The organism is Streptomyces sp. Sge12 (assembly GCF_002080455.1).
Lineage (GTDB): Bacteria > Actinomycetota > Actinomycetes > Streptomycetales > Streptomycetaceae > Streptomyces.
Map to the genome: position 1 here is coordinate 1,293,161 of NZ_CP020555.1, position 23,480 is coordinate 1,316,640.

The window sequence follows — 23,480 nt, forward strand, 5'->3', positions numbered from 1 at the left end:
CCCCCTCCACACGCCGCAGTCGGCCCCCGGTACACCACCGGGGGCCGACTGCGGCGTGTCGGCCACTTGTCCTGTTATCGGCTCGTTCGTGAGGAGCACAAGGTACGACCTTCGGGATGATTCGGCGGGGCTCGGCGTGCAACAAGGTGGACGCGTCAGTGACTTCACCGAAAGGAACGGCTCAGTGCGCCTGAAACGACGCCTCGCACCACTGCTCGCCGCTGCCGGACTCCTCGCCACCACCGTGCCCCTGCTGTCCGCCACCCAGGCCTCGGCCGCCCCGGCCTCGGACCACCTGCGGCAGAAACCTGCCTGGCACCGCTGCAGTCCCGAGCTGCCGGCCTCGTACGAGTGCGCGACGCTCAAGGTCCCGCTCGACTACCGGCGTCCCGACGGGAGCACCATCGACCTCGCCATATCCCGGATGAAGAGCGAGAATCCGGCCAAACGGCACGGGGCCATGCTGCTGAACCCGGGCGGCCCGGGCGGTTCGGGGCTCGATCTGCCGCTGGTGATGAACGAGGCGATGCCGAAGGACGTACGGGAGCAGTACGACCTCATCGGCTTCGATCCGCGCGGGGTCGGCGCCAGCAGCCCGCTCACCTGCGGACTGACCGACACCGAGCAGAACTTCAACCGCGCCTACCGCCCGGAGACCTTCGGCTCCGACGTGACCTGGGCGCGAACCGTCGCCGACAAGTGCCGTGAGAAGGCCGGTTCGGTACTGCCGCACATCACCACCCGCAACACGGCCCGGGACATGGACACCATCCGCGCGGTGCTGGGCGAGCGCAAGCTCTCGTACCTGGGCTACTCGTACGGGACCTACCTCGGCGCGGTCTACTCGCAGATGTTCCCGGACCGCACGGACCGCTTCGTGCTCGACAGCGGTGTGGATCCGCAGCGGATCTGGCGCGGCATGATCCAGGTCTGGGCCACCGAGGCCGAGCCGGCCTTCGCGCGCTGGACGCAGTGGGCGGCGCAGCGGTCCGCGGAGTACGGGCTGGGCGACACCCCGAAGGCCGTGTCCGAGACCTTCTGGGGGCTGGTGGCGCGCGCCGACAAGGAGCCGATCGAGCTCGACGGCTTGAAGGTCGACGGGGACATGATCCGCGCCGCGCGCGGGGTGTTCTTCTACCCGGCGCAGGCCACCCCGATGGTCGTGGCCCTGAAGGATGCGGCCGAGGGCCGGCCGCTGCCCGCCGGCATGACCGTGACCCAGCTGAAGCGGCTGCTGACGGGCGGCGAGGAGCCCGAGCCCACGGACAACACCACCGCCGTGTTCTGGGCCGTGGTGTGCGGGGACACCGGCAGCTGGCCCCGGTACACGGAGCAGTACGAGCGGGACGCGGCGAAGGACAAGGCCAGGTACCCGCTGTACGGGGACTTCGCGTCCAACATCAAGCCGTGCGCGTTCTGGGACCGGCCGGCCGAGGCGGCCACGCCGATGAACAAGAAGGCGAACGTACTGACGGTGCAGAACGAGTGGGACTCGCAGACCCCGCTGGTCAGCGGCCAGGGCCTGCACCGCGCCCTCAAGGGCTCGCGGATGGTGCTGGCGGCGGGCGGTGAGGGCCACGGCGTGTACCTCTTCGACACCACCTCGTGCGCCAACGCCCCGGTCAACGCCTATCTGACCACGGGCCGGCTGCCCGCCCAGGACGTGACCTGCCAGAACCCGCCGGCTGCTGCCGAGCGGCGTGATGCGGCGGCGCCGTCGAGGCCGCTGCCCCTCCCGTCCGGTCCCGCCCGGTTCTGAACCGCCCGGTGGCCGACGGACGGCCCGGCCCGAACCGCCGCCGCGCGGATACGGGCCGGGCCGTCCGTCCGTCCGTCCGTCCGGCCGGCCGGTCGGTCGGTTGGTCGGTCGCGTCAGGTCTGCCGAGGGCTCGGCTACGCCGGGAGCGCGGCCTCCGCGGCCGCCTTGATGCGGCGGCCGAAGTCGGGGGCGTCCTTGCGGGCGGCGCCGGCCGCGAGGCCGACGAGCAGTTTGCCGATGCCGTGGCCTTCGAGCGTGTTGAAGATCCGGACACGGGTGCGGCCGCCGGGGAGGGCTTCGAGGTCGTAGCCGCCCTCCGCGGTGACGAGGTTGCGGGTCTGCTCCGTCCACCGGATCAGCTGCGGCGGGTCGAAGCCGACGATGCGGAACTCACGCCCGGTCTTCATCCCGGCGTCCTTGACCGTGCTGCGGAAGACCGTGCCGAGGGCCGTGGGACCGTCCGGGGTCTTGGTGATCTCCTGGACCCGGGGGCTGAACTCGGGGTCGTGCCGCCCGTCCGCGAGATAGGCGAAGACCGCCTCCACCGGCCGGTCGATCTCGATGCTCGACTCGAACTGTCCGGACATGTCGGCTCCTCGGGCGGCGGGCTACCTGTGATCCACGATCTCAGACGCGGACTCCGGGCGCGCGTCGGGAGCCGTACGGCCGCTGCCGCGCAGCGGGGTCAGCAGCCCGCCGACGAGGACCAGCAGGCACAGCGCTCCGCCCGCCAGGCTGACGGCCGGCACGCCGTGGCGGGCGGCCAGCAGCGTGAGGACGGCCACGCCCACCGGGCCCGAGGCGTTGTGCACGGTCCAGAAGGCGGACGTGACCCGGCCGAGCAGGTGGTCCGGGGTCACCTCCTGGCGCAGGGTCATGGTGCAGATCCCGCCCAGGGTGATCCCGAACATGAACACGGCGGACAGCGCGGCGATCACCGGAACGCTGCCGCTGACGCCGGTCACGGTCACCCCGACGGCGACCATCGCGATCGAGGCGAGCCAGCACGTGCCGAAACCGAGGATCCGGCGCAGCCGCCCCGCTGCGAGCGCCGCGGCGACGGAGCCGGCCCCGCCGACGGCGATCACGTAGCCGAGGGTGGCCGCGTCCCGGCCGAGGTCGTGCCGGACCCGGTAGATCAGCAGGTCGGTGGCGCCCATGGTGACGAAGGTCAGCAGGGTGAGCTGGACGGTCAGCGGGCGCAGCAGCGGGTGGCTCCACAGGAAGCGGAAGCCGACGACGAACATCTCACGCAACACCCCGGCGCCGCCGGTGCCGGTGTGCTGTCCGGCGCGCCGGGAGGTGAACCGCACCCGGGCGAGGCCGACGGCGGAGATCAGGAAGGTCGCCCCGTCCACGGCCAGCGCCCGGTCGGCGCCCGCTGCGGCCGTCAGGAAACCGGCCACCATGGGCCCGAGCAGGCTCCCGAGGGCGAAGGTTCCCATCAGCCGTCCGTTGGCGGCCGTGAGGTCCTGCGTACGCACCAGGTTGGGGATGGCCGTCACGTACGCGACGTCGAACAGCGTCTTCAGTACGGCGACCAGTGCGGTCAGCACGTACAGCAGCCAGATCTGCGGCCCCGCGGCCCACCAGACCAGCGGGACCGCGCCGAGCAGCACGGCCCGCGCCAGATCGCAGGCGATCATGAGCCTGCGGCGGTCCGCCCGGTCGACCACGTACCCCGCGAACACTCCCGTGCCGATGGCGGTGGCCCCGGAGACCACGGTGACCAGGCCCAGCTGGACGAGGGACCCGGTGGCGTCGAGGACGAGCAGGGGCAGTGCGATCAGCGATACGGACCCGCCCAGGACGGACAGCGCCTGGCTGAGCCAGAAGACGTTGAAGTCCTTGTTCCGCCGCAGCGGCGGCCTCGCGCCGTCGGTTCCGGATTGCGCCGGGATGGCTCCGCCGATGGTCCCGCTCCCCCGTTTCCGTGCGGCCGCCCTCGCGGCCGGTGGACGGCTGCGAGCGTAGGAGACCCGGTCCGCCTCCCGCCAACACATTTCGGCCCGCCCCCTGGTCCCGGGGGTTGTCCCCACCCGGAACGGGCCGGGAGGCATGATCGCGGCGGACGGGCGTCCCCGGAGAGGCTGGGTGCGGAACACACCGATGGATTCCCGACGTCTTCTTTGGAGTTGGCCCGTGCACGCACAGACCCGGCACACGCTTCGTTCCTCCCGTCGACCGCAGGGCGGCGGGCGCAGAGCCGCGACGGCAGCGGCCGCGACGGCCCTGTGCGCGCTGGCGTTCGGCGCCCTGGCGCCGCCCGCGACGGCCGGCGCCCGGCCCGAGGCGGTCCAGCAGGGTCTGACCGCGCTGGTGCGCTCCGACGGCCTGCCCGCCGCACTGGCGAGCGTCCAGGACGGCACGGGCCGCACCCGCACCTACACGGCGGGCGTGGGTGACCTGGCCACCGGGGCGAAGGTGCCGGCCGACGGGCAGGTGCGGATCGGCAGCACCACCAAGACCTTCACCGCGGTGGTCGTCCTGCAACTGGTGGCCGAGGGCAAGGTCGCCCTCAAGGACAAGGTCGACACCCATCTGCCCGGCCTCGTCCGCGGTGAGGGGATCGACGGCCGCAACATCACCGTACGTCAACTGCTCCAGCACACCAGCGGCGTTCCGGACTACGAGAAGGACGTCGACGACGACCTGCTCCAGCGCCGGTACCTGGAGCCCCGCGACATCCTGGACAAGGCCCTGCGGAACAAGGCCGTCTTCGCCCCCGGGACGGACTGGGGCTACAGCAACACCAACTACGTGCTGGCCGGCCTGATCGTCCAGAAGGTCACCGGCCGGCCGCTCGCCGAGGAGATCGACAGGCGCGTGGTCCGGCCCGCCGGACTGCGCCACACCTACTTCCCGGCCGCCGGTGACACGAGCATCAGGGAACGGCATCCCCGCGGCTACCGCCAGGAGCCGGCGGGCGGGCCCTGGCGCGACGTCACGGACATCGACCCGTCCGCGGCCTGGGCGGCGGGCCAGATGATCTCCACCAACTCCGACCTCAACCGGTTCTTCACCGCACTCCTGGCCGGCAAGCTGCTGCCGGCCGCGCAGCTCGCCGAGATGCGCACCACGGTCCCCCTCGGGGACACCGGCGCGGGCTACGGACTGGGGATCATGAGCAGGCCGCTGTCGTGCGGCGGCGTCTACTGGGGCCACGGCGGCGACATCATGGGGTACGAGACCCGCGGCGGGATCACCGAGGACGGCCGCGCGGCGGCGAACGTCACGGTGACCGCCGTCCCCGCCGACGCGCAGACCGCGAAGCGCGTCGACGACGTCGTGGACACGGCCCTGTGCGGCGCGAGCCGGAAGTAGCGGGCGGCCTAGCCGAGCAGGGCGTACACCGTGGAGGCGGTGGCCGCCGGGTCCGGGGAGCCCTCGGGGGTGAGGGTGATGTCCGCGAAGGCCATCCGCTTGCCGAGCTTGGTCACCCGTACGTGGATCAGCACGTCGGCCCCGACCACCGGCCGCTGGAAGCTGGTCGACTGCTGGACGGTGGTCATCGGCCCGTAGGTCCCGCGGGCGGCGGAGATCGCGATGACGGTGGCCGTGTCGGCGGCCGCCATCATGGCCTGGCCCGAGAGGCCGCCGCCGTCCCGGGCCAGCTCGTCGGACCAGGGCAGCCGCAGTACGGCGTGCCGCTCCCCGGTCTCCTGGACGGTCAGTCCGAGGGCGAGCACCCAGGGGGCGAAGTTGTCGGAAAGGATCTTGTCTGCGTCTGCCGGTGAGATCGTCACCGGGCGATTGTGGCGGTCCGGCCGGACCGCCACAATCCCCTTTCGGTCAGAGAGCGGCGGCCAGTTCCGTGCCCTGCCGGATGGCCCGCTTGGCGTCGAGCTCGGCCGCCACGTCGGCGCCGCCGATCAGGTGGGCCGGGATGCCCGCCTCGCGCAGCGCCTCGTACAGGTCGCGGCGCGGCTCCTGGCCCGTGCACAGGACCACCGTGTCGGCGGGCACGAGGTGCTGTTCGCCGCCGACGGTGATGTGCAGGCCCTGGTCGTCGATGCGGTCGTACGTGGCCCCGGCGACGGAGACGACGCCCCGGTGCTTGAGCTCCGCGCGGTGGATCCAGCCGGTGGTGGTACCCAGGTCCTTGCCGACCTTGGTGGCCTTGCGCTGGAGGAGGTGGACCCGGCGCGGCGGCGCGGGGCGCTCGGGGGCGGTGAGCCCGCCGGGGCCGGCGTACGTGGTGTCCACGCCCCAGTGGCGGAAGTAGACGTCGGGGTCCTGGGAGGCGCCCTCGCCGCTGTCGGTGAGGAACTCGGCCACGTCGAAGCCGATGCCGCCGGCGCCGACGACGGCGACGCGCTCGCCGACGGGGGCCCCGTCGCGCAGCACGTCGAGGTAGCTGACGACATTGGCGTGGTCGACGCCCTCGATGTCGGGGGTGCGGGGGGTGACGCCGGTGGCGATGACGACCTCGTCGTAGCCCTGGAGGGTCTCCACGTCGGCGCGGGTGTTCAGGCGGACCTCCACGCCGGACTCCACCAGCTGGGTGCCGAAGTAGCGGATGGTCTCCTCGAACTCCTCCTTGCCGGGGATGCGGCGGGCGACGTCGAGCTGGCCGCCGATGTGGCCGGAGGCCTCGAAGAGGGTGACGGCGTGGCCGCGGCCGGCGGCGGAGACGGAGCAGGCGAGGCCGGCCGGACCGGCGCCGACGACGGCGACGCGCTTCTTCGTCCGCGTCGGGGACAGGACGAGCTCGGTCTCGTGGCAGGCCCGCGGATTGACCAGGCAGCTGGTGATCTTGCCGCTGAAGGTGTGGTCGAGGCAGGCCTGGTTGCAGCCGATGCAGGTGTTGATCGTCTCGGAGCGGCCGGCCGCGGCCTTGGCGACGAAGTCGGCGTCGGCCAGGAAGGGGCGGGCCAGGGAGACCAGGTCGGCGCGGCCGTCGGCGAGCAGTTCCTCGGCGATCTCCGGGGTGTTGATGCGGTTGCTGGTGACGAGGGGGACGCTCACCGCACCCATCAGCCGCTTGGTGACCCAGGTGTACGCGCCGCGCGGGACGGAGGTGGCGATGGTGGGGATGCGGGCCTCGTGCCAGCCGATGCCGGTGTTGATGATGGTGGCGCCGGCCGCCTCGATCTCCTTGGCGAGGTGGACGACCTCGTCGAGGGTGGAGCCACCGGGGATCAGGTCGAGCATCGAGAGCCGGTAGACGATGATGAAGTCCTCGCCGACGGCCTCGCGGGTGCGCCGGACGATCTCCAGCGGGAAGCGGACGCGGTTCTCGTAGGCGCCGCCCCAGCGGTCGGTGCGCTTGTTCGTCGCGGCGGCGATGAACTCGTTGACGAGGTAGCCCTCGGAGCCCATGATCTCGACGCCGTCGTAGCCGGCGAGCTTGGCGAGGCGGGCGGCGCGGACGAAGTCCTCGACGGTGCCCTCGACCTCGGCGTCGGTGAGCTCGTTGGGGACGAAGGGGCTGATGGGGGCCTGGATGGCGCTCGGCGCGACCAGGTCCTTGTGGTAGGCGTAGCGGCCGAAGTGGAGGATCTGCATTGCGATCTTCCCGCCCTCGGCGTGCACGGCCTCGGTGATCACCCGGTGCTCGGCGGCCTCGTCCTCGGTGGTGAGGCGGGACCCTCCCTCGAAGGGGCGGCCGGCGTCGTTCGGGGAGATGCCGCCGGTGACGATCAGGCCGGCGCCGCCGCGGGCGCGCTCGGCGTAGAAGGCGGCGAGCCGCTCGAAGCCGCCCTGGTGCTCTTCGAGGCCGGTGTGCATCGAGCCCATGATCACGCGGTTCGGCAGGGTGGTGAAGCCGAGGTCCAGGGGGCTCAACAGGTGCGGGTACCGGCTCTGGGAACTCATGGGGGCGCCTCCTCGCGCGGGGGTGATGAACCTGTTCTAGCGAGGGGAGGCAGGTTTTGCAACTAAGTGCATAACCAAAGCGGACGGCCGGGGACCATCCGCCCCCGAAATCCCGGGGCGGGGGCGCGGGCACCCCGCAACCCTGTGGCGGAGTTCACGCCGTCCCCCGTACCGTCGGCCGGATGACCGAGCACCGTACCCCGCCCGTGGACGGCGTCCGGCCGACCCACCCACCGTCCGGGAGCGCCGACGGCGATCGGCCGTTCCCCGGCGAGCTGCCCGACAGCGAACGGGCCCGGCGCTGGCTCGCCGAGGACGGCATCACGCAGACCGGCCCCGGCACCTGGTACGACGCCGAGCCGCCCGCACAGGTCCTCACCACGCAGGACCTGTGCAACGGACTCGGCTCGATGGCCTTCACCGACGAAAGGCTCGACGTCGCCGGCCGGCTGCGGGTGGCCCTCGGGCTGATGGACCTCCTGGGATGGCACCCCCTGGTGACGGATCAGATCCACACCGCGCACCTGGGACCGCAGGGCCCGCTCCCGCCGGACCTGCTGTGGGGCGGCTACCGCCGGCGGCTCGAGGCCGTGCCGGAGCACGAGGCGGTCACCTGCTCGCTCTGGTTCGACTGGTTCGAGTACGCCCCGACCGCGGCCGAGGCCTTCGCCGAGGTCCTCGGCAACGATCGCGCACGGCTGCTGCCGGACGCTCCCGAACCGCTGCTGCGCAGGGCCCGGCGGGTACTGGAGCACTCGGGCCCCGTGCCCTGGGCCACCAAGATCGACACCTACCGGGCCGCAGCCCGCGTACCCGCCCTCCACCACGCCGTCTTCCGCGCCGTCCTGCGCAGCCACCACGACACCTACGGGAGCGTCGACCCCGCCGACGGGCTCGCCCTCCTCGCCTCCCTGGAACTCCCGCCGGGCACCGAGCGCCTGGCCGCACTGCGCACCGCGCTGGCGGCAGGGCCCCCGCCCCGGGGAGCCGGGGCGGGGGCCGGGGGCGGGGTGGTCAGGGACGGCGCAGGCGGAGCGTGACGATCTGGAAGGGGCGCAGGGTGAGCGGGACGAGGCCCTCCGGGGTGGCGACCCCCACCGCCGTGCCCGGCAGGGGGCGCTCCAGCAGGTCGCTCTCCACGGCCGCCGCCACGGGGAAATCGGCGCTGAGGGTGGCCCGGGCGCGGCCGCCGCGGGACTCGTAGAGCCGGACGATCACATCGCCGCTGCGGTCCTCGGCCAGCTTGACCGCCTCCACCACCACCGCGTCCTCGTCGACGGCGACCAGCGGGGCGACCGGGCCCGCGCCGCGGACCACTCGTTCGGGCAGGTTCAGCGCGTGGCCCTCGCGGACGGCGTCGCCGATCCCGGCGCCGGGCGCGAGCGAGAACCGCAGGGTGTGGGACCCCTGGTCGGTCTCCGGGTCGGGGTAGCGCGGCGCGCGAAGCAGCGACAGCCGGACCGTGGTGGTCTGGCCGCCGTCGGCCCGGACGTCCCGGGTCACGTCGTGCCCGTACGTGGAGTCGTTCAGCAGCGCCACTCCCCAGCCGGGCTCCTCGGCGTGGATCCAGCGGTGGGCGCAGATCTCGAACTTGGCCGCCTCCCAGGAGGTGTTGGTGTGGGTGGCCCGGTGAACATGCCCGAACTGGGTCTCGGTAGCGGTCCGTTCGGCCTTCACGTCCAGCGGGAAGGCCGCCTTGAGGAACTTCTCCGTCTCGTGCCAGTCCACGTCCGTGACGATGTCGACCGTCTTGGCCCCGGCTCGCAGGGTGATCTGCTGGACCGCCTCGGACCGCCCGAAGGAGCGGGTCACGCGGACGGTCGCGGCCCGCGGGCCGCCCTCGGTGACCTCCAGCCGGTCCAGTTCCACGAGGTCGGTGACCCGGTTGCGGTAGAACGCGTCGACGTCCCAGGCGTCCCACATGTTCGGGAAGTCGGGGTGGATCTGGAGCAGGTTGGCCGCGGCGCCCGGGGCGACCGACTCCCGCCGCGCCTCCAGGTCGTAGACGGAGACGATCAGCCCCCGGCCGTCGATCTGCACGAGCAGGCGGCCGTTGGCCAGGACGTGCCCGCCGCCGTGCCGCTCCTCCACCGTGACCGGCTCCCGGGGCGCGACCGGGCGGCCCGCTCCGCCGGCCGGGACGCCCCGGCGGGCGTGCGGGGCGCAGTTGAAGACGAGCTCCTCGCCGCCCTGGCCGGCGAGCGCCTGCTGCGCGGCGAGGGTGACGGCCCGCAGCTCCTCCCCCAGCGCCGCGTACGTCTCGCGCGCCTCCCGGTGCACCCAGGCGATGGAGGAGCCCGGCAGGATGTCGTGGAACTGGTGGAGCAGGACCGTCTTCCAGATCCGCTCCAGGTCCTCGTACGGGTACGCGTACCCCGCGATCCGCACCGCGGCGGTCGCCGCCCACAACTCGGCCTCGCGCAGCAGGGATTCGCTGCGCCGGTTGCCCTGCTTGGTCTTGGCCTGGGAGGTGTACGTACCGCGGTGCAGCTCCAGGTAGAGCTCGCCGGCCCAGACCGGCGCGTCCTGGTACTCGGCGTGGGCCTTCTCGAAGAAGGCGTCCGGGCGCTCGATCCGGACCTTCGGGGAGCCCTCCAGGTCCCGCTGGCGGCGGGCCCGGGCGAGGTGTTCGCGGGTGGGGCCGCCGCCGCCGTCGCCCCAGCCGAAGGGGGCGAGCGAGCGCGAACCGTGCCCCTTCTCGCGGTAGTTGCGTGCGGCGTGGGCCAACTGGGCGCCGCCGAGATCGCAGTTGTAGGTGTCGACGGGCGGGAAGTGGGTGAAGACCCGGGTGCCGTCGATGCCCTCCCACCAGAAGGTGTGGTGCGGGAACCTGTTGATCTGGGACCAGGAGATCTTCTGGGTGAGGAACCACTTGGAGCCGGAGAGCTTGACGATCTGCGGCATCGCGGCGGTGTAGCCGAAGGAGTCGGGGAGCCAGACGTTCTGCGTCTCGATGCCGAACTCGTCGAGGAAGAACTTCTTGCCGTAGAGGAACTGGCGGGCCATGGCCTCGCCGCCGACCATGTTGGTGTCGGACTCCACCCACATGCCGCCGACGGGCACGAACTGCCCGTCCGCGATCTTCTTCTTGATCCGCTCGAAGAGCTCGGGCCGGTACGTCTTGATCCAGTCGAGCTGCTGGGCCTGCGACATCGCGAAGACGAACTCCGGGTGATCGTCCATCAGGTTGACCATGTTGGAGGCGGTGCGCGAGACCTTGCGCACCGTCTCGCGCAGCGGCCACAGCCACGCGGAGTCGATGTGGGCGTGGCCGACCGCGCTGACGCGGTGCGCGGAGGCGTTGGCCGGGGCGGCGAGCACCCCGGCGAGCGCGGCGCGGGCCGCGGGCGCGGTGCCGGGTACGTCGCAGAGGTCGAGCGCGTCCAGGGCGGCGCCGATGGCCCGCAGGATCTCGTACCGGCGGGCGTCCGCGGTGTCGAGCTGGACCATCAGGTCGTAGAGCACCTCCAGGTCCTGGACCAGTTCCCAGACCTGTGTCTCGAAGACGGTGAGCTCCATCCGGGCGAGCCGGTACAGGGGCTGGTCGCCGCTGGTCGGCAGGTCCCCCTCGTACGTGACCGCGTGGTCGACCAGGACCGGGTTGGAGGCGGCCTCGACGTACCACTCGACCTGCTCGCCGCCCTCGGCGCGGTCGGCCACGCGCACCCAGTCGTTGTACGGGTTGAGCGCCTTGATCTCGCCGCCGTCGGCCCGGTGGACCAGGCCCTCGCACTGGAATCCGGGCATCATCCGGTCGAAGCCGAGGTCGAGGACGGCTTCCACGGTACGGCCGGCCCAGTCAGCGGGGACGGTGCCGGTGACCTTGAACCAGGTGGTGCCCCAGGCCGGGCCCCACGGGTCGCCGACGGCGCAGGGCCCGTAGCTCGCCGCGAGGCCCTCGGCGACGGGCACGGGCTCGCCGGGAGCCTCCCAGCGCTCGACGGTCAGCGGGATCGCGCGGGAGTGGACGGCTGGCTTGACCCGCTCCTTGAGAACCCGGCGGAGGCGGTGTTCGGTGATGCTGCGGTCGTCGTGCATGACGGCTGCTCCAGGGGAGGGTGGTCGGTACGGACGGGCAGGGGACCCGGGCGGACCCGGAGGGACCGGGAGGGGCCGGGAGGGGCCGGGATGGACCGGGTGGACTCAGATCTTGACGGCTCCCTCGCCCACGCCCTTGAAGAAGAAACGCTGGAGGGCGAAGAAGAGGAGCATCATCGGCAGGAGCGCGGCCATCGCGCCGGCGGCGACGAGGCGCTGGTCGTTGACGGTGGTGGCGCCGGCCAGGGTCTTCAGGCCCAGTTGCAGGGTGTAGTTGTCGCTGTCGGTGAGGACCAGCAGGGGCCAGAGGAAGTCGTCCCAGGCCCCCATGAAGCTGGTGATGCAGACGACGGCGAGGGCACCCTTGGCGGCGGGGAGGAAGACCCGGGTGAAGCGCGTCCATTCGCCCGCCCCGTCCAGCACGGCGGCCTCCTCGATCTCCTTGGGTACGGCGAGGAAGGCCGCCCGCATCACCATGATGTTGAGCACGGAGACCGCGCCGGGGAGCCAGACGCCGATGAGGGTGTCGACCAGCCCCATTTCGCGGACCGTGAGGAACATCGAGATCATCACGGACTCGAAGGGGAACATCAGGGTCGCCACGAGCACGGTGAAGACGACCCGGCGGCCCTTCCAGGCGGCCCGGGAGAGGGCGTAGCCCCCCATCGCCGCGAAGAGCAGGTTCGAGGTGACCGCCAGGACGGCGACGGTGAGGGTGTTGCCGACGTACTGCAGCAGCGGGAAGGACTCGGCGACCCGGACGTAGTTGTCGAGGGTGGGCTGCGAGGGCAGCACGCCGTCGTACACGTTCTCGGTGCGGCCGCGTATCGAGGTCAGGAACTGCCAGACGATCGGGCCCAGCATGACCACGAGCATCAGCACCAGGGTGGCGTACCGCCCGGCGAGGCCGATCCGGTGCCGCCGGCGGGCGGCGGCGGAGGAGGTGCTCACCTCTCGTCTCCCTTCGACAGACGGCGGCCCATCAGGCTGAAGACCAGCGTCAGCAGGAACAGCAGGATGGAGATGGCCGAGGCGTAGCCGGTCTCGCCGGAGAAGCCGAGGCCGACCTGGCGGATCAGGAAGGGCAGGGTGCGGGAGCCGCCGCCGGGGCCGCCGCTCTCTCCGCCGAGGATGTAGATCTCGGTGAAGACGCGCAGCGCCGAGATGGCGGAGAGGGTGCCGACGAGCAGCATCATCGGCTTCACCTGGGGGACGGTGATGCTGAAGAAGCGGCGGACGGGTCCGGCCCCGTCGAGCGCGGCCGCTTCGTAGAGGGTGGCCGGGACGTTCCCGAGGGCCGCCAGGTAGAAGACCATGTAGTAGCCGAGGCCCTTCCACACGGTGACGATCATCGCGGAGACGAGCAGCATCGTGGAGTCCGTGAGGAACGGGACCGGCTCGGAGACGAGGTGCAGCCGCTGGAAGACGGTGTTGACCAGGCCGTCGCTGCGCAGCACCCACTGCCAGATCAGCCCGACGACCACGGCGGAGGCGATCACCGGGGTGTAGAAGGCGGAACGGAAGAAGCCGATGCCGGGGATGTTCGTGCGGACCAGGACCGCGAGGGCCAGCGGCAGCAGCACCAGGCAGGGGACGACGACCACGAGGTAGAGCACGCTGTTGCCGGTCGCGACCCAGAAGTCGGGGTCGGCGAAGGCGCGCCGGTAGTTGTCGAGTCCCACGAAGCTGCCGCCGCGCAGGATCTGGGCGTCGGTGAAGGAGAGGATGACGGTGTTGACGAACGGCCAGAGGCTGAACAGCGCCACCATCGCGAGGCCCGGGGCGAGGAACAGGTAGGGGGTCCACCAACTGCGGTGGACCAGCCCGGTATCGGTCTCCATGGCCCGCAGGGCGCGCCGCCGCTGCGCTGCTCCATGTCGCCGCCGGTGTGCCGCGGCGCCGCCCCGAGGCTCGCCGGCGGCGAGGCCGGTCACTTCTCGGCCGCTGCGGCGAGGAGCTTGTTCGCCGCTTCCTGGGCCTTCCGCACGGCGGTCCGGGGGTCCTGCTCGCCCTGGATGGCCTTCTGCATCTCGCGTACGACGGCATCACCGACCTGGTTGGTCCACTGGACGGGGGTGTTGGCGTCGAGGGCGGCGGTCTTCAGCTGGTCGGCGCCGACCGCGCGGGCGAGGGTCTCCGCGTCCTTGCCGTCGCCCTTGTCGGAGAAGAACGGGTCGGCGAGGCCCTGGGCGTTGGACGGGTAGATGGTGGCCTTCCGGGAGAACTCCACCTGGTTGGGGCCGTTGGTGACCCACTGGGCGAACTCGGCCGCGGCGTCGAGGTGTTCGGTGTCCTTCCTGATGCCGAGGGACTGGGCGTAGATGCCGATGTGGCCGAGCTTTCCGGTGACGGCACCGGCCACCTGGGTCTTGGCGTAGATCTGCGGGGCGTTCTGCTTGATGTCCTTGACGAAGCCCGGTGAGCCCGGACCGAAGACGATCTTGCCGCTGCCGTAGAGCTGGTTGATGTCGTCCGACTTGAGCAGGGACTCCTTGGGCATGGCGCCCTTGGCGTACAGGTCCTTCATCCGCTCCACCCATTCCACGGCCTTGTCCGTGTCGAAGGTGAACCGGTCCTGCTTCTCGCTGAGGATCGGGATGCCCATCTTCTGCCAGTCCCCGGGCAGCCGGCCCTTGGGGTCGGCCATGAAGGCGGAGTACCGGCCGCCGGACGCGGCGGCGATCCGCTCCGCGCAGTCGAAGAACTGCTCGACGCTGGTGGGCGGCCGGTCCGGATCCAGGCCGGCCTTCTCGAAGAGCTCTCTGTTGTACGTGAGGATCTCGGGGGTCACGTACCAGGGGTAGGCGTACACGCTGTCGCCCCGGCCGGGCAGTTTGAACTGCTCCCAGGCGCCCGGCACATACTCCTTGGCCAGCGCCCCGTCGAGCTCGGCCACGTCGGCGAGCATGCCCCGGTCGCCGAGCAGCTGGAAGGAGTCGGTGGAGAGGTTGACCACGTCGGGGAGGGCTCCGGCCTGGGCGTCCGCCACGAGCTTCTCGTTGTAGCCGTCGCCGGGGACGTCCTCCCAGACGACCTCGGCCTGCGGGTACTGCTTCTCGAAGGCGTCGATGACCCCTTGGACGTAGGCCGTGAAGGCGGGTTTCAACTGGAGGGTGCGGAAGGTGATCCGGCCGGACACCTCGCCCGTCCTCGCGGACTGCTTCGCCTCGCCCGAGCCGCCGCCGCTCAGGCCGCAGCCCGCGCTGGACAGGAGGGCGCCGGCCGCCAGCAGGGCCACAGCAATTCGGGTCGGGTTCGAACGCGTCATCGTCGCCGCCTTTGCAGAAGTCCGGCCTCATTGCCGGAGGCGGTGCCCACGGTCGTCCGAAAGCAACACCTCGTCAATGAGGCAGGTGGAAGGCTGGCCGGTGGTGCATAGGCAGCGAATGGCGCACCGGGGCCGGACCCGCCGCGAAGACCTTGATCAGTTCCATGACGACCTGCACTAATGCGCTTTAGTACAAAGGGAGTCGGGGAGGGTATCGATTCGATAACGGAGCGGTCCGCCCGTCGAACTTTGACTTCTTATCGACGGTTCACCCGAGCCTGCACTAATGCGCTTTAGCCGGAACCGGCCCGTGCGGCCGGGACTCACTCGGAGCCGGTGACTACTTGGGCTTGTTGCGGTAGATGCGGCGGCCGGCCAGGTGCGCGGTGACCGTCTCGCCCCGCCACAGCTTCCGGTCGCCGTCCGTCTCGTCCGGTGCGGGCCACCGGCCGCGGCTGATGTCCGAGCGGATGCTGTCGGGCTGCAGGCCCGACGCCTCGGCGATCTCCACGACGGTGTACCGGCGGGACGGATCGAGCTCGGTGGCCTCGCGGGTGTGATGTTCGCCGAAGAACCGGGCGACGGCCTCGGCGTCGAACTCGATGGTCCTGCCGCGCCTGCCGATGGCGGGCGGCCACCCGGGGTGCCGTCCCCACCGCGGGTTCTCCGACAGGTAGCGGGCGCTCATGCCGTAGTGCTCGGCTATCTCGGTGTAGGTCACGCCCGGGCGGCCCTCGGGAGGGACGGGGCCGCCGGCGCCTGCCTTCGACTCGGCGGGGGCGGTGCCGGCCGGCCGGGGCCGGCCCTCCGGGGCATCGGCGACGGTGAGCACGACCGTGCGGCCGTCGGGATCGGTCAGCGTGTGCCGGCCCGACGGCAGGAACCCGGCGCCGTTCGGCGGCGCCGTGAGGCCGAGGCGCAGATACCCGGTCTCCGGGCGGCCGGTGGCCGGGTAGAGCTCCAGGACGCCGCCGTCGGCGAGCGTCGCCGCATAGTGCTCGGGGCCGTTGCCGTGCCGTTCGGTGACGATGTCGAGGCCGATCCCGCGGTAGAAGTCCCGGCAGGCGTCGAGGCGGGTCGTGTAGATCACGGCGAGTTCGAGGATCATGCTGGAGCTCCCGGTCTGTGCTGGCTGGCTGTGGTCGGACGGTCGGCAGCCGACCCCCACTACGCGCAACAGCGCGGCGACGCAGGGGACTTGACCCTTGCCATGGCGCACCGCACACCTAACTCCCCGTTCCGGGTGCCCACTTCGCCCGCTCCCGCGTGGCGTGACACGCATGGACAGGAAAGGTCATCCTGAATTCCTACCATGACTGCGTACGCTGATCCCATGACCGCCGGCAGCCCTGCCGAGCCCCCGTGCGGGGCCGCGGTCCCGGCGGGTGGCCGGTGGCGCGCGGCCTCAGCGGGTGGCCAGCGGCGCGCAGCGCATGCCGATGTAGCAGCAGGGGGTGCCGTCCACGAGGGTGCCGAAGACCACGGGCGTCCAGTCCCCGCAGGAGGAACCGGCGTCGGCGGCGGCGAAGACCGTGTCGCCGAGCGGGGTGAGGTCCATGGACAGCGGCGGCGAGAAGTCCTGCATCCCGTCGGCGAATTCGTACAGCAGGTGGGGTGCGCCGTCGGGCCGCACGCTGACGGTGATGACCACCCCTTCCCGGCGGTAGGTCCCGACCAGCGGGGCGAAGTCGACGAGCGGCGGCCGCGCGGGCGGTGCGAAGGCGGGCGGCATGTGGACTCCCCCGAGTTCCAGGAGGAGTTCGCGGAACAGGTCGGCGTAGAGCGGGCGGGCGGCGCCCCCGTTCGTGAGCAGGACGACGACGAGGTCGGCGCCGGGGACCACGCGCAGGAAGGCGTACTGGCCGATCGAGGCGCCGTCGTGGCCGTACCCCGGGATGCCGTTCCAGTCGTAGAGCGACCAGCCCAGCCCCCAGCCGTCCGCGCTCACCGTCCACCGGTCGGGGACGTCGACGGCCCACCGCTGCATCTCCGCCACGGCCCGGGCGCCCAGGACCTGTGTGCCGTCCGGGGCGGAGCCGCCGTCGAGGTGCAGTTTGGCCAGGCGGAGCACGTCGGCAGCGGTGGCCAGGACCCGTCCGTACGGTCCCGCCGAGCGGGGCATCATGTCCCAGGCCGGCGCCGGCTCCGGGTCGGGGCCGTCGCCCGGGACGTGTCCCATCGCCGTCCGGAAGGCCAGCGCCTCCTCGGGCAGGGTCATGGTGCGGGTCAGGCTCAGGGGGGCGAGGAGCCGCTCCTTGAGGGCCCGGTCCCAGCTGCGTCCGGTGAGGACCTCGATGATGCGGCCGAGAATGTTGTAGCCGACGTTGCTGTAGGAGACCGCGGTGCCGGGCGGACAGTCCAGCGCCACGTTCCGGGCGGCCGCCACGTAGGTGGCCAGACAGTCGTCACCGCGGCCGCTGTCGTAGGTGAAGTCACAGGTCATACCGCTGGTGTGGCTGAGGAGTCGGCGGGCGGTGATCGCCTTGGCGGCCTCCGCGTCGGCCACGGAGAACTCGGGCAGCACCTCGATCACGGGCGCGTCCAGGTCCAGTTCGCCCGCGGCGGCGAGCTGCATGACCAGGGTGGCGGTGTAGAGCTTCGCCATCGACCCCAGGTGGAACACCGAGTCGGTGGTCGCCTCCACCCCCGTGCCACGGTGCAGGATGCCGCTCGCCAGCTCGTGGATCTTCCCCTCGGTGAACACCGCGAGGGTGGCTCCCGGCACGCGGTGGGCGGCGCGCAGTGCGTCGAGGCGGTTCTGCCAGTGGGCGCAGGAGAAGGTCACGTCGGGTCCTTCGGCTCGGTGGTCTCGGACGGATCGCCGCATGCCCCTTGATCCACTCGCCGCGATCAACGTCAACGTAGGCCGTTCCAGAGGGTGTTGTTAAGGACCCGCACACGACAACGAGGGGACTTCGGGCGCCAGCCCACGACCGGCTGGTAGCCTCGAATGTCCTATGCGGTCTCCTGCCACCGACGGCACCGTCTCCGTCCAGCTCGCGCGGTTCGTCGTCGACGCGCTGCGCCGCTCCGGTGTGGAACCGGGACGGGTGGCCCGGCTGCCGGACCTCGGGCCCGAGGTGCTGGGCAACGATCTGGCCCGGGTCTCGACCGCGTCGGCGCTGGCCGTGTGGGAGCAGCTGACCCTCGCGGGGCCGGGAACGGCCATCGGTGCGCTGATCACCGATGAGGCGCCGATCGGTACCTTCGGACTGTGGGACTACCTGATCACCACCGGCCCCAGCCTGCGCGAGACCCTGCGGCAGGCGGTGGAGTACAACGCCGTCATCGGTGATGCCGCCCAGGAGAAGCTCCTCGTGGAGGAGGACGGCCGTACCTTCAACATCCGCCATGCGACGGGCAGTTGGGGTCCCGATGTGGTGGAGGCGATCGACTTCTTCGTCCTGGGCCTGTTCCTGACCCGGTCCCGGGCCGCCACCGGGCGTCCCCTCGTCCCGCTGCGCGTCTCCGTGACGCACGGCGCGTCCGGGCGCCACCGGCAGTTGACCGAGTTCTTCGGAACCACCCGCATCGATTTCGGCGCCCCGTACAACTCGATCACCTTCCACGACAACGACGTGCGCGCGCCGCTGCCCCGGGCGCAGCCGGGCCTGGACCGCCTCCTGGTCCGGCACGCCGAGCTGACGCTCGCGGCCGCACGGCCGGCCCTGCTCTGGCAGGACCGCTTCCGGATGGCCCTGGACTCCGCCTTCCGGGAGGGCGCCGTCAGCCTGGAACACGTGGCGCAGCGGCTGGCGGTGAGCCCGCGCACTCTCCAGCGGCGGCTGGGCGAGCACGGCACGACCTGGCGCGAGGAGGTCGAATCCGTGCGCCAGGAGCACGCCTTGGAGCTGCTGCGCACCACCGACCTGCCGCTGCGCTCGGTCGCGGCCCGGGTCGGTTTCAGCGACGTGCGCGCACTGCGCCGGGCGGTGCGCCGCTGGGAGGGGCGGCCGCCCCGCGACATCCGCAGTACCGCGGGCGCCGGAGCCGGAGCCGGAGCCGGAGCCGGAGCCGGCGAACCCCCGGCTACTTCATGGGGTACTGGGCCTTCTCCGCGAGCCTGCCGTCCTTGAAGCAGAAGCGGAGCACGGTCTCCTCGCCGTTCTTCGGCTCGCCGCTGGAGATGTACCAGGCGCAGGTGCTGCCCTCGGGCTCGGCCGGTCCGCCCTCCTTGAGGGCGCTCTTGACGAAGCTCTCGCCCGAGGGGAGCCGGTCGCGGACCTCGCTCTCCGCGTCGCCGGTCTTCACGGCCCCGTAGACCGCGGGGTCGACCATGCTCTTGTCGGCCATGTCGAGGAACTTGCCCACACCGAAGAACAGGGCCACGATCAGGCCCGCGCCCAGCACCAGCGCCACCCCGCACCCGATCAGACAACCCTTGCGCTGAGCCACGCCCGTTCCTCCAAGTCGTTCGCGTCCGGCGTCGGTCGCCTGGACACTCACACCCTCGCAAGGGGCAGGGGCTGCGGGCTGTCCTCGAAAGTCGTCGGATCTTGCAACGATCGTCGTTCGAGGTCGGACCCCCTGGTCCGTGTATACAGGGAGGAGATCGACTATTCGGGCGAAGCGAGAGGAACCACCGTGAGTGAGCGCACCATCGAGCCGCTGATCGTCGTCGGCGTGGACGGGTCGAACCATTCGAAGGAGGCCCTGCGCTGGGCGGTCGCACAGGCCGCGATGACGGGCAGCCGGGTGCACGCCGTCATGGCCTGGGAGTGGAACCGCAATCCGTTCGCCATCGGCCCGACGGCCGCCGAGGCCGCCGAGGCGGAGGCGGTGACGGCCGAGGAGGCCGCCCGCCGGAAGCTGGCGGACACGGTCGCCGCGGCCGTCGGCACCTCGCCGGGCGTGCCGGTGTTCCGGCGCGTCGAGCAGGGGTCCCCGGCCCAGGTCCTCGTCGACGCCTCCAAGGAGGCGGACCTGACGGTGGTCGGCACCCGCGGGTACGGCGGTTTCAAGGGCGCACTGCTGGGGTCGGTGAGCCAGCAGGTCGTGCAGTACTCCGCCGGCACGGTCGTCATCGTCCGCGAGGAGCAGGCCGCCGACGACTGAACGACCGGACCGGACCGGACCGGTCGGGCTCAGGCCCCGCTGGTCCCCGGGGTCTGCGAAGTCACCAGGTCCCGGGGGTCCGTGTTGGCCCCGCAGAGGATCACGGCGACCCTGTCGCCCAGCGGCTCGGGCGCACGGCGCAGCGCCGCCAGGGCGGTGCCCGCGGCCGCCTCGACCACGATCCGGTGGTCCTCCCAGAGCGCCTGCCGGGCGGCGGTGATCTCCGTGTCCGGTACGAGGACGGACGTCACGTTCTTCTCCTGCGCGGCGGCCAGTGCGTCCGCCGAGACCCGGGTGGCCCCCAGCGAGTCGGCGGCGACCGACTCGACCGGTACGTCCACGACCCGGCCCGCCGCCAGGGCCGCGTTCAGGGCCCGGCAGTTCTCCGGCTCGACCGCGACCACCCGTACGCCGTGCTCACGCGCGGCGGTGGCGACGCCGGCGAACAGTCCGCCGCCGCCGACCGCGACGACCACCGTGTCCAGTCCGGGCAGGGCGGCCCGGATCTCGTCGAGCAGGGTTCCGGCGCCCGCCGCGATGAGCGGGTGGTCGTAGGCGTGGCTGCTGAGCGCCCCGCTCTGCGCGGCGAACTCCTCGCAGGCGGCCAGTGCCTCGGCGTACCGGTCGCCGACGAGCCGCACATCGGCCCCGTACCTCCGCAGCCGTTCCACCTTCACGCGCGGGGCGTTGGCGGGCAGGAACACGGTCGCGGGCACGGACAGCGCCCGGGCCGCCCAGGCGCAGGCGAGTCCGGCGTTGCCGCCGGAGGCGATGGTGACGCCGGCGGCGGGGAGGGTGCCGGCCTCGTGGTGGGCGGCGAGGAAGTTGCGGGCGCCGCGCGCCTTGAAGGTGCCGGTGTACTGGAGGTGTTCCAGCGCGTACCAGACGCCTTCCGCCGCAGGCGCCACCGTGACGGGTCGCACCCCTCCCTCGATCCGGGCGGCGGCGGCGCGTACGGCGGCGTAGTCGAGCCGGTGGGCCGGTGCTGCGTGCATGGGCTGTCTCCCCATCAGGTGGTGGGCGGGGCGGGCGGGGCGGTACGGGCACCGTGGGCGGGCCGGGTGGGCCGGGCGGCCTCGATCAGCTGGCGCAGGGCGACGTAGTACACCTCGTGGTCCGTCAGGGCGGGCAGTACGTCGGGCAGTCCGCCGGAGAGCACGGGGAACTCCTCCGGATCCAGGGCGGCCAGGGCCGCCCGCGAGGCGGCGGTGGCAGCGGCCGGATCCCGGTGGTCCACGAAGGCCGCGCTGCCCAGGGTGAGCAGGTACATGCGGCGGTAGACGGTCATGGCCTCGGCGGCGGTCATCCCCGCGGCCACGCTGTCGGCGAGGGCGGGCTCGACGAGGCGGGCCAGCAGCTGGCGCCCGAGCCAGGGCCGGCCGCCGCGCAGCACCAGCAGTCCGGGGTGTGCGGTGAGCAGCAGGTACAGGGCGCGGAACCGCTGTTCGGTGGCCTGCGCCCAGTCGGTGCCGGCAGGAATCTCGGGGAGCTGCGCGGCGAGGTGCTCGGTGCACAGGTCGAGCAGGCCGGCGAGGTCGGTGCAGCGGCGCTGGACGGTCGCGTGGGAGACCTCGAGCCGCTCGGCGAGGCTGCGGAAGCTGAGGTGGCCGGGGCCCTGCTCGTCGAGGATCCGCAGGGCGGCGACGGCGATGGCCTCGGGGGTCGCACGGTCCAGGGCGGCTGATCTTCGCGGCATAGATACACCGTAACATACGACGTATCTTCACTTTCGTGTGACAGCGGTTGCAGCCATATTGCTGGTCATCCGCCGATAATCAACGACTTCTGTTGACACTGGGTGATCACCTCGCTGCACTGGGCGCACGACTGTCCCCACGTCAAGGAGACCCCGTGCCGCCTCGCCTGCGCGCAACGCTCCCCTGCCTGACCGCGGCCGCCCTGTTCGCCCTCGCGCTCTCCCCCTCCCCGGTGGCGGCCGACCCGCGGGCGACCTCGGACACCCCGCTCGCGCTCACCCCTCCCATGGGCTGGAACAACTGGGCGCACTACATGTGCGACATCGACGAGGCGAAGGTGGTCGCCAACGCCGACGCGCTCGTGTCCACCGGGCTCGCCGCCAAGGGCTACGACACGGTGACCGTCGACGACTGCTGGATGACCAGGAGCCGCGACGCGCAGGGCGCGCTCGTCGTCGACACGGCGAAGTTCCCGCACGGCATGGCCTGGCTCGGCGAGTACCTGCACGCCAAGGGCCTGAAGTTCGGCATCTACCAGGACGCGGGCTCCCTCACCTGCGAGAAGTACCCGGGAAGCGGCGCCCCCCAGGGCGGCGGCGCGGACCACTACGCCCAGGACGCACGGCAGTTCGCCTCCTGGAAGGTGGACTACGTCAAGATGGACGGCTGCAACCTGTGGGTCCCGGAGGGCAGGACCAAGGAGCAGGCCTACCGCGACGCCTACAACGCCGTGGCGAAGGCCCTGCGGGAGAGCGGCCGGGACATGGTCCTGTCGGCCTCCGCACCCGCCTACTTCCAGCAGGGCGAGTGGGGCGGCTCCGACTGGCACAAGGTCCTCGGCTGGGTCGGCGAGACCGGCCAGCTGTGGCGCGAGGGCAAGGACATCAAGGTCTACAACCCGGCCGCGCCCACCGCCTCGCGGTGGAGCGCGGTCATGGGCAACTACGGCTACAACCGCTGGCTCGGCCGGTACGCGGGCCCCGGCAACTGGAACGACCCCGACTTCCTGATCGCGGGCGCCCCCGGGCTCACCGCCGCCGAGAGCCGCAGCCAGGTCGCCCTGTGGGCCATGATGGCCTCCCCCTTCATCCTGTCCTCCGACGTCTCGAAGCTGACCCCCGCGGGCCTCACCGCGCTCGGCAACACCCGGATGATCCGGCTCGACCAGGACCCGATGGGCCGTCAGGGCGCCGTGGTCTCCTCCAACGCCACCTTCGAGATCCTGGTGCGGCCGCTGGCGAACGGCGACCGCGCGGTCGCCGTGCTCAACCGCTCCGCCGCCACCCGGGACATCAACGTGCCGCTCGACGAGATCGGCCTGACCGACTGCACCGTCGGCGCCGACGCCCAGGACCTGTGGAGCGGCACGCGCCGCGAGGTCTCCGCAACGCTGACCGGGAAGGTGGCCGGGCACGACACCGGCGTCTGGCGGCTCACCCCGCGCGGCTGCGCCGAGGCCACACCGACCGGGCAGATCGTCGGAGAGGGCGCCCGGTGCGCCGACGGCGCCAACACCACCGGGGTCGGCGCCGTGGTGATGGCCGCCTGCACCGGCGCCCCCGACCAGCGCTGGACCGTGGGCACGGACGCGCGCCTGCGGCTGGCCGGCGAATGCCTGTCGGTCGGCGAGGACCGCACCGTGGAGCTGGCCGACTGTGCGGCCCGCCCCGAGGAGCAGCCCGGCCAGAGCTGGTCGCAGCGCCGTGGCGGGGCCCTGGTGGAGGAGGTCAGCGGAATGTGCCTGACGGCTCCCGCGGCCACCGCTCCGGCCGAGCGGCTGCGGCTGACCGACTGCGGCGACCACCGGGTCGACCAGGCCTGGGCCCTGCCGGTCTGACGGCCCGGG

The 23,480-nt window shown here is 72.1% G+C and carries 19 protein-coding genes; 6 read left to right on the forward strand and 13 right to left on the reverse strand.

Features of this window, described 5'->3' with window-relative positions; genetic code table 11:
- Positions 1 to 184 precede the first annotated feature (184 nt).
- Positions 185 to 1,759: an alpha/beta hydrolase gene (locus B6R96_RS05880; protein WP_081521844.1), complete on the forward strand. Its 1,575-nt coding sequence runs from the start codon at positions 185 to 187 to the stop codon at positions 1,757 to 1,759.
- Positions 1,760 to 1,893: 134 nt separating this feature from the next.
- Here the strand turns inward: B6R96_RS05880 and B6R96_RS05885 are convergent, their stop codons facing one another.
- A complete protein-coding gene (locus B6R96_RS05885) occupies positions 1,894 to 2,346 on the reverse strand; it encodes an SRPBCC family protein (RefSeq protein WP_030388785.1) in 453 nt (150 codons plus the stop codon).
- A 21-nt stretch (positions 2,347 to 2,367) separates the two neighbouring features.
- Positions 2,368 to 3,762 carry an MFS transporter gene (locus B6R96_RS05890; protein ID WP_081521845.1) on the reverse strand — a complete coding sequence of 465 codons (1,395 nt, stop codon included), beginning with the start codon at positions 3,760 to 3,762 and terminating at the stop codon, positions 2,368 to 2,370.
- A gap of 139 nt (positions 3,763 to 3,901) precedes the next feature.
- Here B6R96_RS05890 and B6R96_RS05895 point away from each other — a divergent pair, with 139 nt between their 5' ends.
- Positions 3,902 to 5,083 carry a serine hydrolase domain-containing protein gene (locus B6R96_RS05895; RefSeq protein ID WP_237291341.1) on the forward strand — a complete coding sequence of 394 codons (1,182 nt, stop codon included), beginning with the start codon at positions 3,902 to 3,904 and terminating at the stop codon, positions 5,081 to 5,083.
- A gap of 8 nt (positions 5,084 to 5,091) precedes the next feature.
- Here the strand turns inward: B6R96_RS05895 and B6R96_RS05900 are convergent, their stop codons facing one another.
- Positions 5,092 to 5,505 (reverse strand): PaaI family thioesterase, encoded by a 414-nt coding sequence (locus tag B6R96_RS05900; protein WP_030388782.1) that lies wholly within the window; start codon positions 5,503 to 5,505, stop codon positions 5,092 to 5,094.
- A gap of 46 nt (positions 5,506 to 5,551) precedes the next feature.
- Positions 5,552 to 7,576: an NADPH-dependent 2,4-dienoyl-CoA reductase gene (locus tag B6R96_RS05905; RefSeq protein WP_081521847.1), complete on the reverse strand. Its 2,025-nt coding sequence runs from the start codon at positions 7,574 to 7,576 to the stop codon at positions 5,552 to 5,554.
- A 182-nt stretch (positions 7,577 to 7,758) separates the two neighbouring features.
- On the opposite strand from B6R96_RS05905, the gene B6R96_RS05910 reads away from it, so the two are divergent.
- On the forward strand, positions 7,759 to 8,616 hold the full coding sequence (locus B6R96_RS05910) for a hypothetical protein (protein WP_203351595.1): 858 nt from the start codon (positions 7,759 to 7,761) through the stop codon (positions 8,614 to 8,616).
- Here B6R96_RS05910 and B6R96_RS05915 read toward each other — a convergent pair.
- The 6 genes from B6R96_RS05915 to B6R96_RS05940 all read right to left on the reverse strand — a co-directional run bounded on the left by B6R96_RS05915 (position 8,591) and on the right by B6R96_RS05940 (position 17,667).
- Positions 8,591 to 11,614, reverse strand: a complete 3,024-nt coding sequence (locus B6R96_RS05915; RefSeq protein WP_081521848.1) for an alpha-mannosidase — start codon at positions 11,612 to 11,614, stop codon at positions 8,591 to 8,593. The two genes, B6R96_RS05910 and B6R96_RS05915, sit on opposite strands and share 26 nt — an antisense overlap.
- Before the next feature lie 105 nt (positions 11,615 to 11,719).
- On the reverse strand, positions 11,720 to 12,565 hold the full coding sequence (locus tag B6R96_RS05920) for a carbohydrate ABC transporter permease (RefSeq protein WP_053168617.1): 846 nt from the start codon (positions 12,563 to 12,565) through the stop codon (positions 11,720 to 11,722).
- Complete coding sequence (locus B6R96_RS05925; RefSeq protein ID WP_203351596.1) at positions 12,562 to 13,455, reverse strand: carbohydrate ABC transporter permease; 894 nt, start codon at positions 13,453 to 13,455, stop codon at positions 12,562 to 12,564. Before B6R96_RS05925 ends, B6R96_RS05920 begins: the two co-directional genes overlap by 4 nt.
- 89 nt (positions 13,456 to 13,544) lie before the next feature.
- Complete coding sequence (locus B6R96_RS05930) at positions 13,545 to 14,882, reverse strand: ABC transporter substrate-binding protein (RefSeq protein ID WP_237291342.1); 1,338 nt, start codon at positions 14,880 to 14,882, stop codon at positions 13,545 to 13,547.
- A 340-nt stretch (positions 14,883 to 15,222) separates the two neighbouring features.
- Positions 15,223 to 15,990 carry a hypothetical protein gene (locus B6R96_RS38745; protein ID WP_335755518.1) on the reverse strand — a complete coding sequence of 256 codons (768 nt, stop codon included), beginning with the start codon at positions 15,988 to 15,990 and terminating at the stop codon, positions 15,223 to 15,225.
- Between the two features lie 297 nt (positions 15,991 to 16,287).
- Entirely contained in the window at positions 16,288 to 17,667 is a 1,380-nt protein-coding gene (locus B6R96_RS05940; RefSeq protein WP_237291343.1) for a serine hydrolase domain-containing protein, read from the reverse strand.
- A 172-nt stretch (positions 17,668 to 17,839) separates the two neighbouring features.
- Here B6R96_RS05940 and B6R96_RS05945 point away from each other — a divergent pair, with 172 nt between their 5' ends.
- Positions 17,840 to 18,958, forward strand: coding sequence for an AraC family transcriptional regulator (locus tag B6R96_RS05945; protein WP_081521851.1), 1,119 nt, complete (start codon positions 17,840 to 17,842; stop codon positions 18,956 to 18,958).
- Here the strand turns inward: B6R96_RS05945 and B6R96_RS05950 are convergent.
- A complete protein-coding gene (locus B6R96_RS05950; RefSeq protein ID WP_081521852.1) occupies positions 18,912 to 19,277 on the reverse strand; it encodes a hypothetical protein in 366 nt (121 codons plus the stop codon). The two genes, B6R96_RS05945 and B6R96_RS05950, sit on opposite strands and share 47 nt — an antisense overlap.
- Positions 19,278 to 19,466: 189 nt before the next feature.
- Here B6R96_RS05950 and B6R96_RS05955 point away from each other — a divergent pair, with 189 nt between their 5' ends.
- Positions 19,467 to 19,937 carry a universal stress protein gene (locus B6R96_RS05955; RefSeq protein WP_081521853.1) on the forward strand — a complete coding sequence of 157 codons (471 nt, stop codon included), beginning with the start codon at positions 19,467 to 19,469 and terminating at the stop codon, positions 19,935 to 19,937.
- Positions 19,938 to 19,966: 29 nt separating this feature from the next.
- Here the strand turns inward: B6R96_RS05955 and B6R96_RS05960 are convergent, their stop codons facing one another.
- Positions 19,967 to 20,932 (reverse strand): serine/threonine dehydratase, encoded by a 966-nt coding sequence (locus B6R96_RS05960; RefSeq protein ID WP_107475473.1) that lies wholly within the window; start codon positions 20,930 to 20,932, stop codon positions 19,967 to 19,969.
- A gap of 14 nt (positions 20,933 to 20,946) precedes the next feature.
- Positions 20,947 to 21,633, reverse strand: a complete 687-nt coding sequence (locus B6R96_RS05965; protein ID WP_081521855.1) for a TetR/AcrR family transcriptional regulator — start codon at positions 21,631 to 21,633, stop codon at positions 20,947 to 20,949.
- 155 nt (positions 21,634 to 21,788) lie between these two features.
- On the opposite strand from B6R96_RS05965, the gene B6R96_RS05970 reads away from it, so the two are divergent.
- Positions 21,789 to 23,471, forward strand: coding sequence for an alpha-galactosidase (locus tag B6R96_RS05970; RefSeq protein WP_237291344.1), 1,683 nt, complete (start codon positions 21,789 to 21,791; stop codon positions 23,469 to 23,471).
- The last annotated feature ends 9 nt before the right edge of the window (positions 23,472 to 23,480 follow it).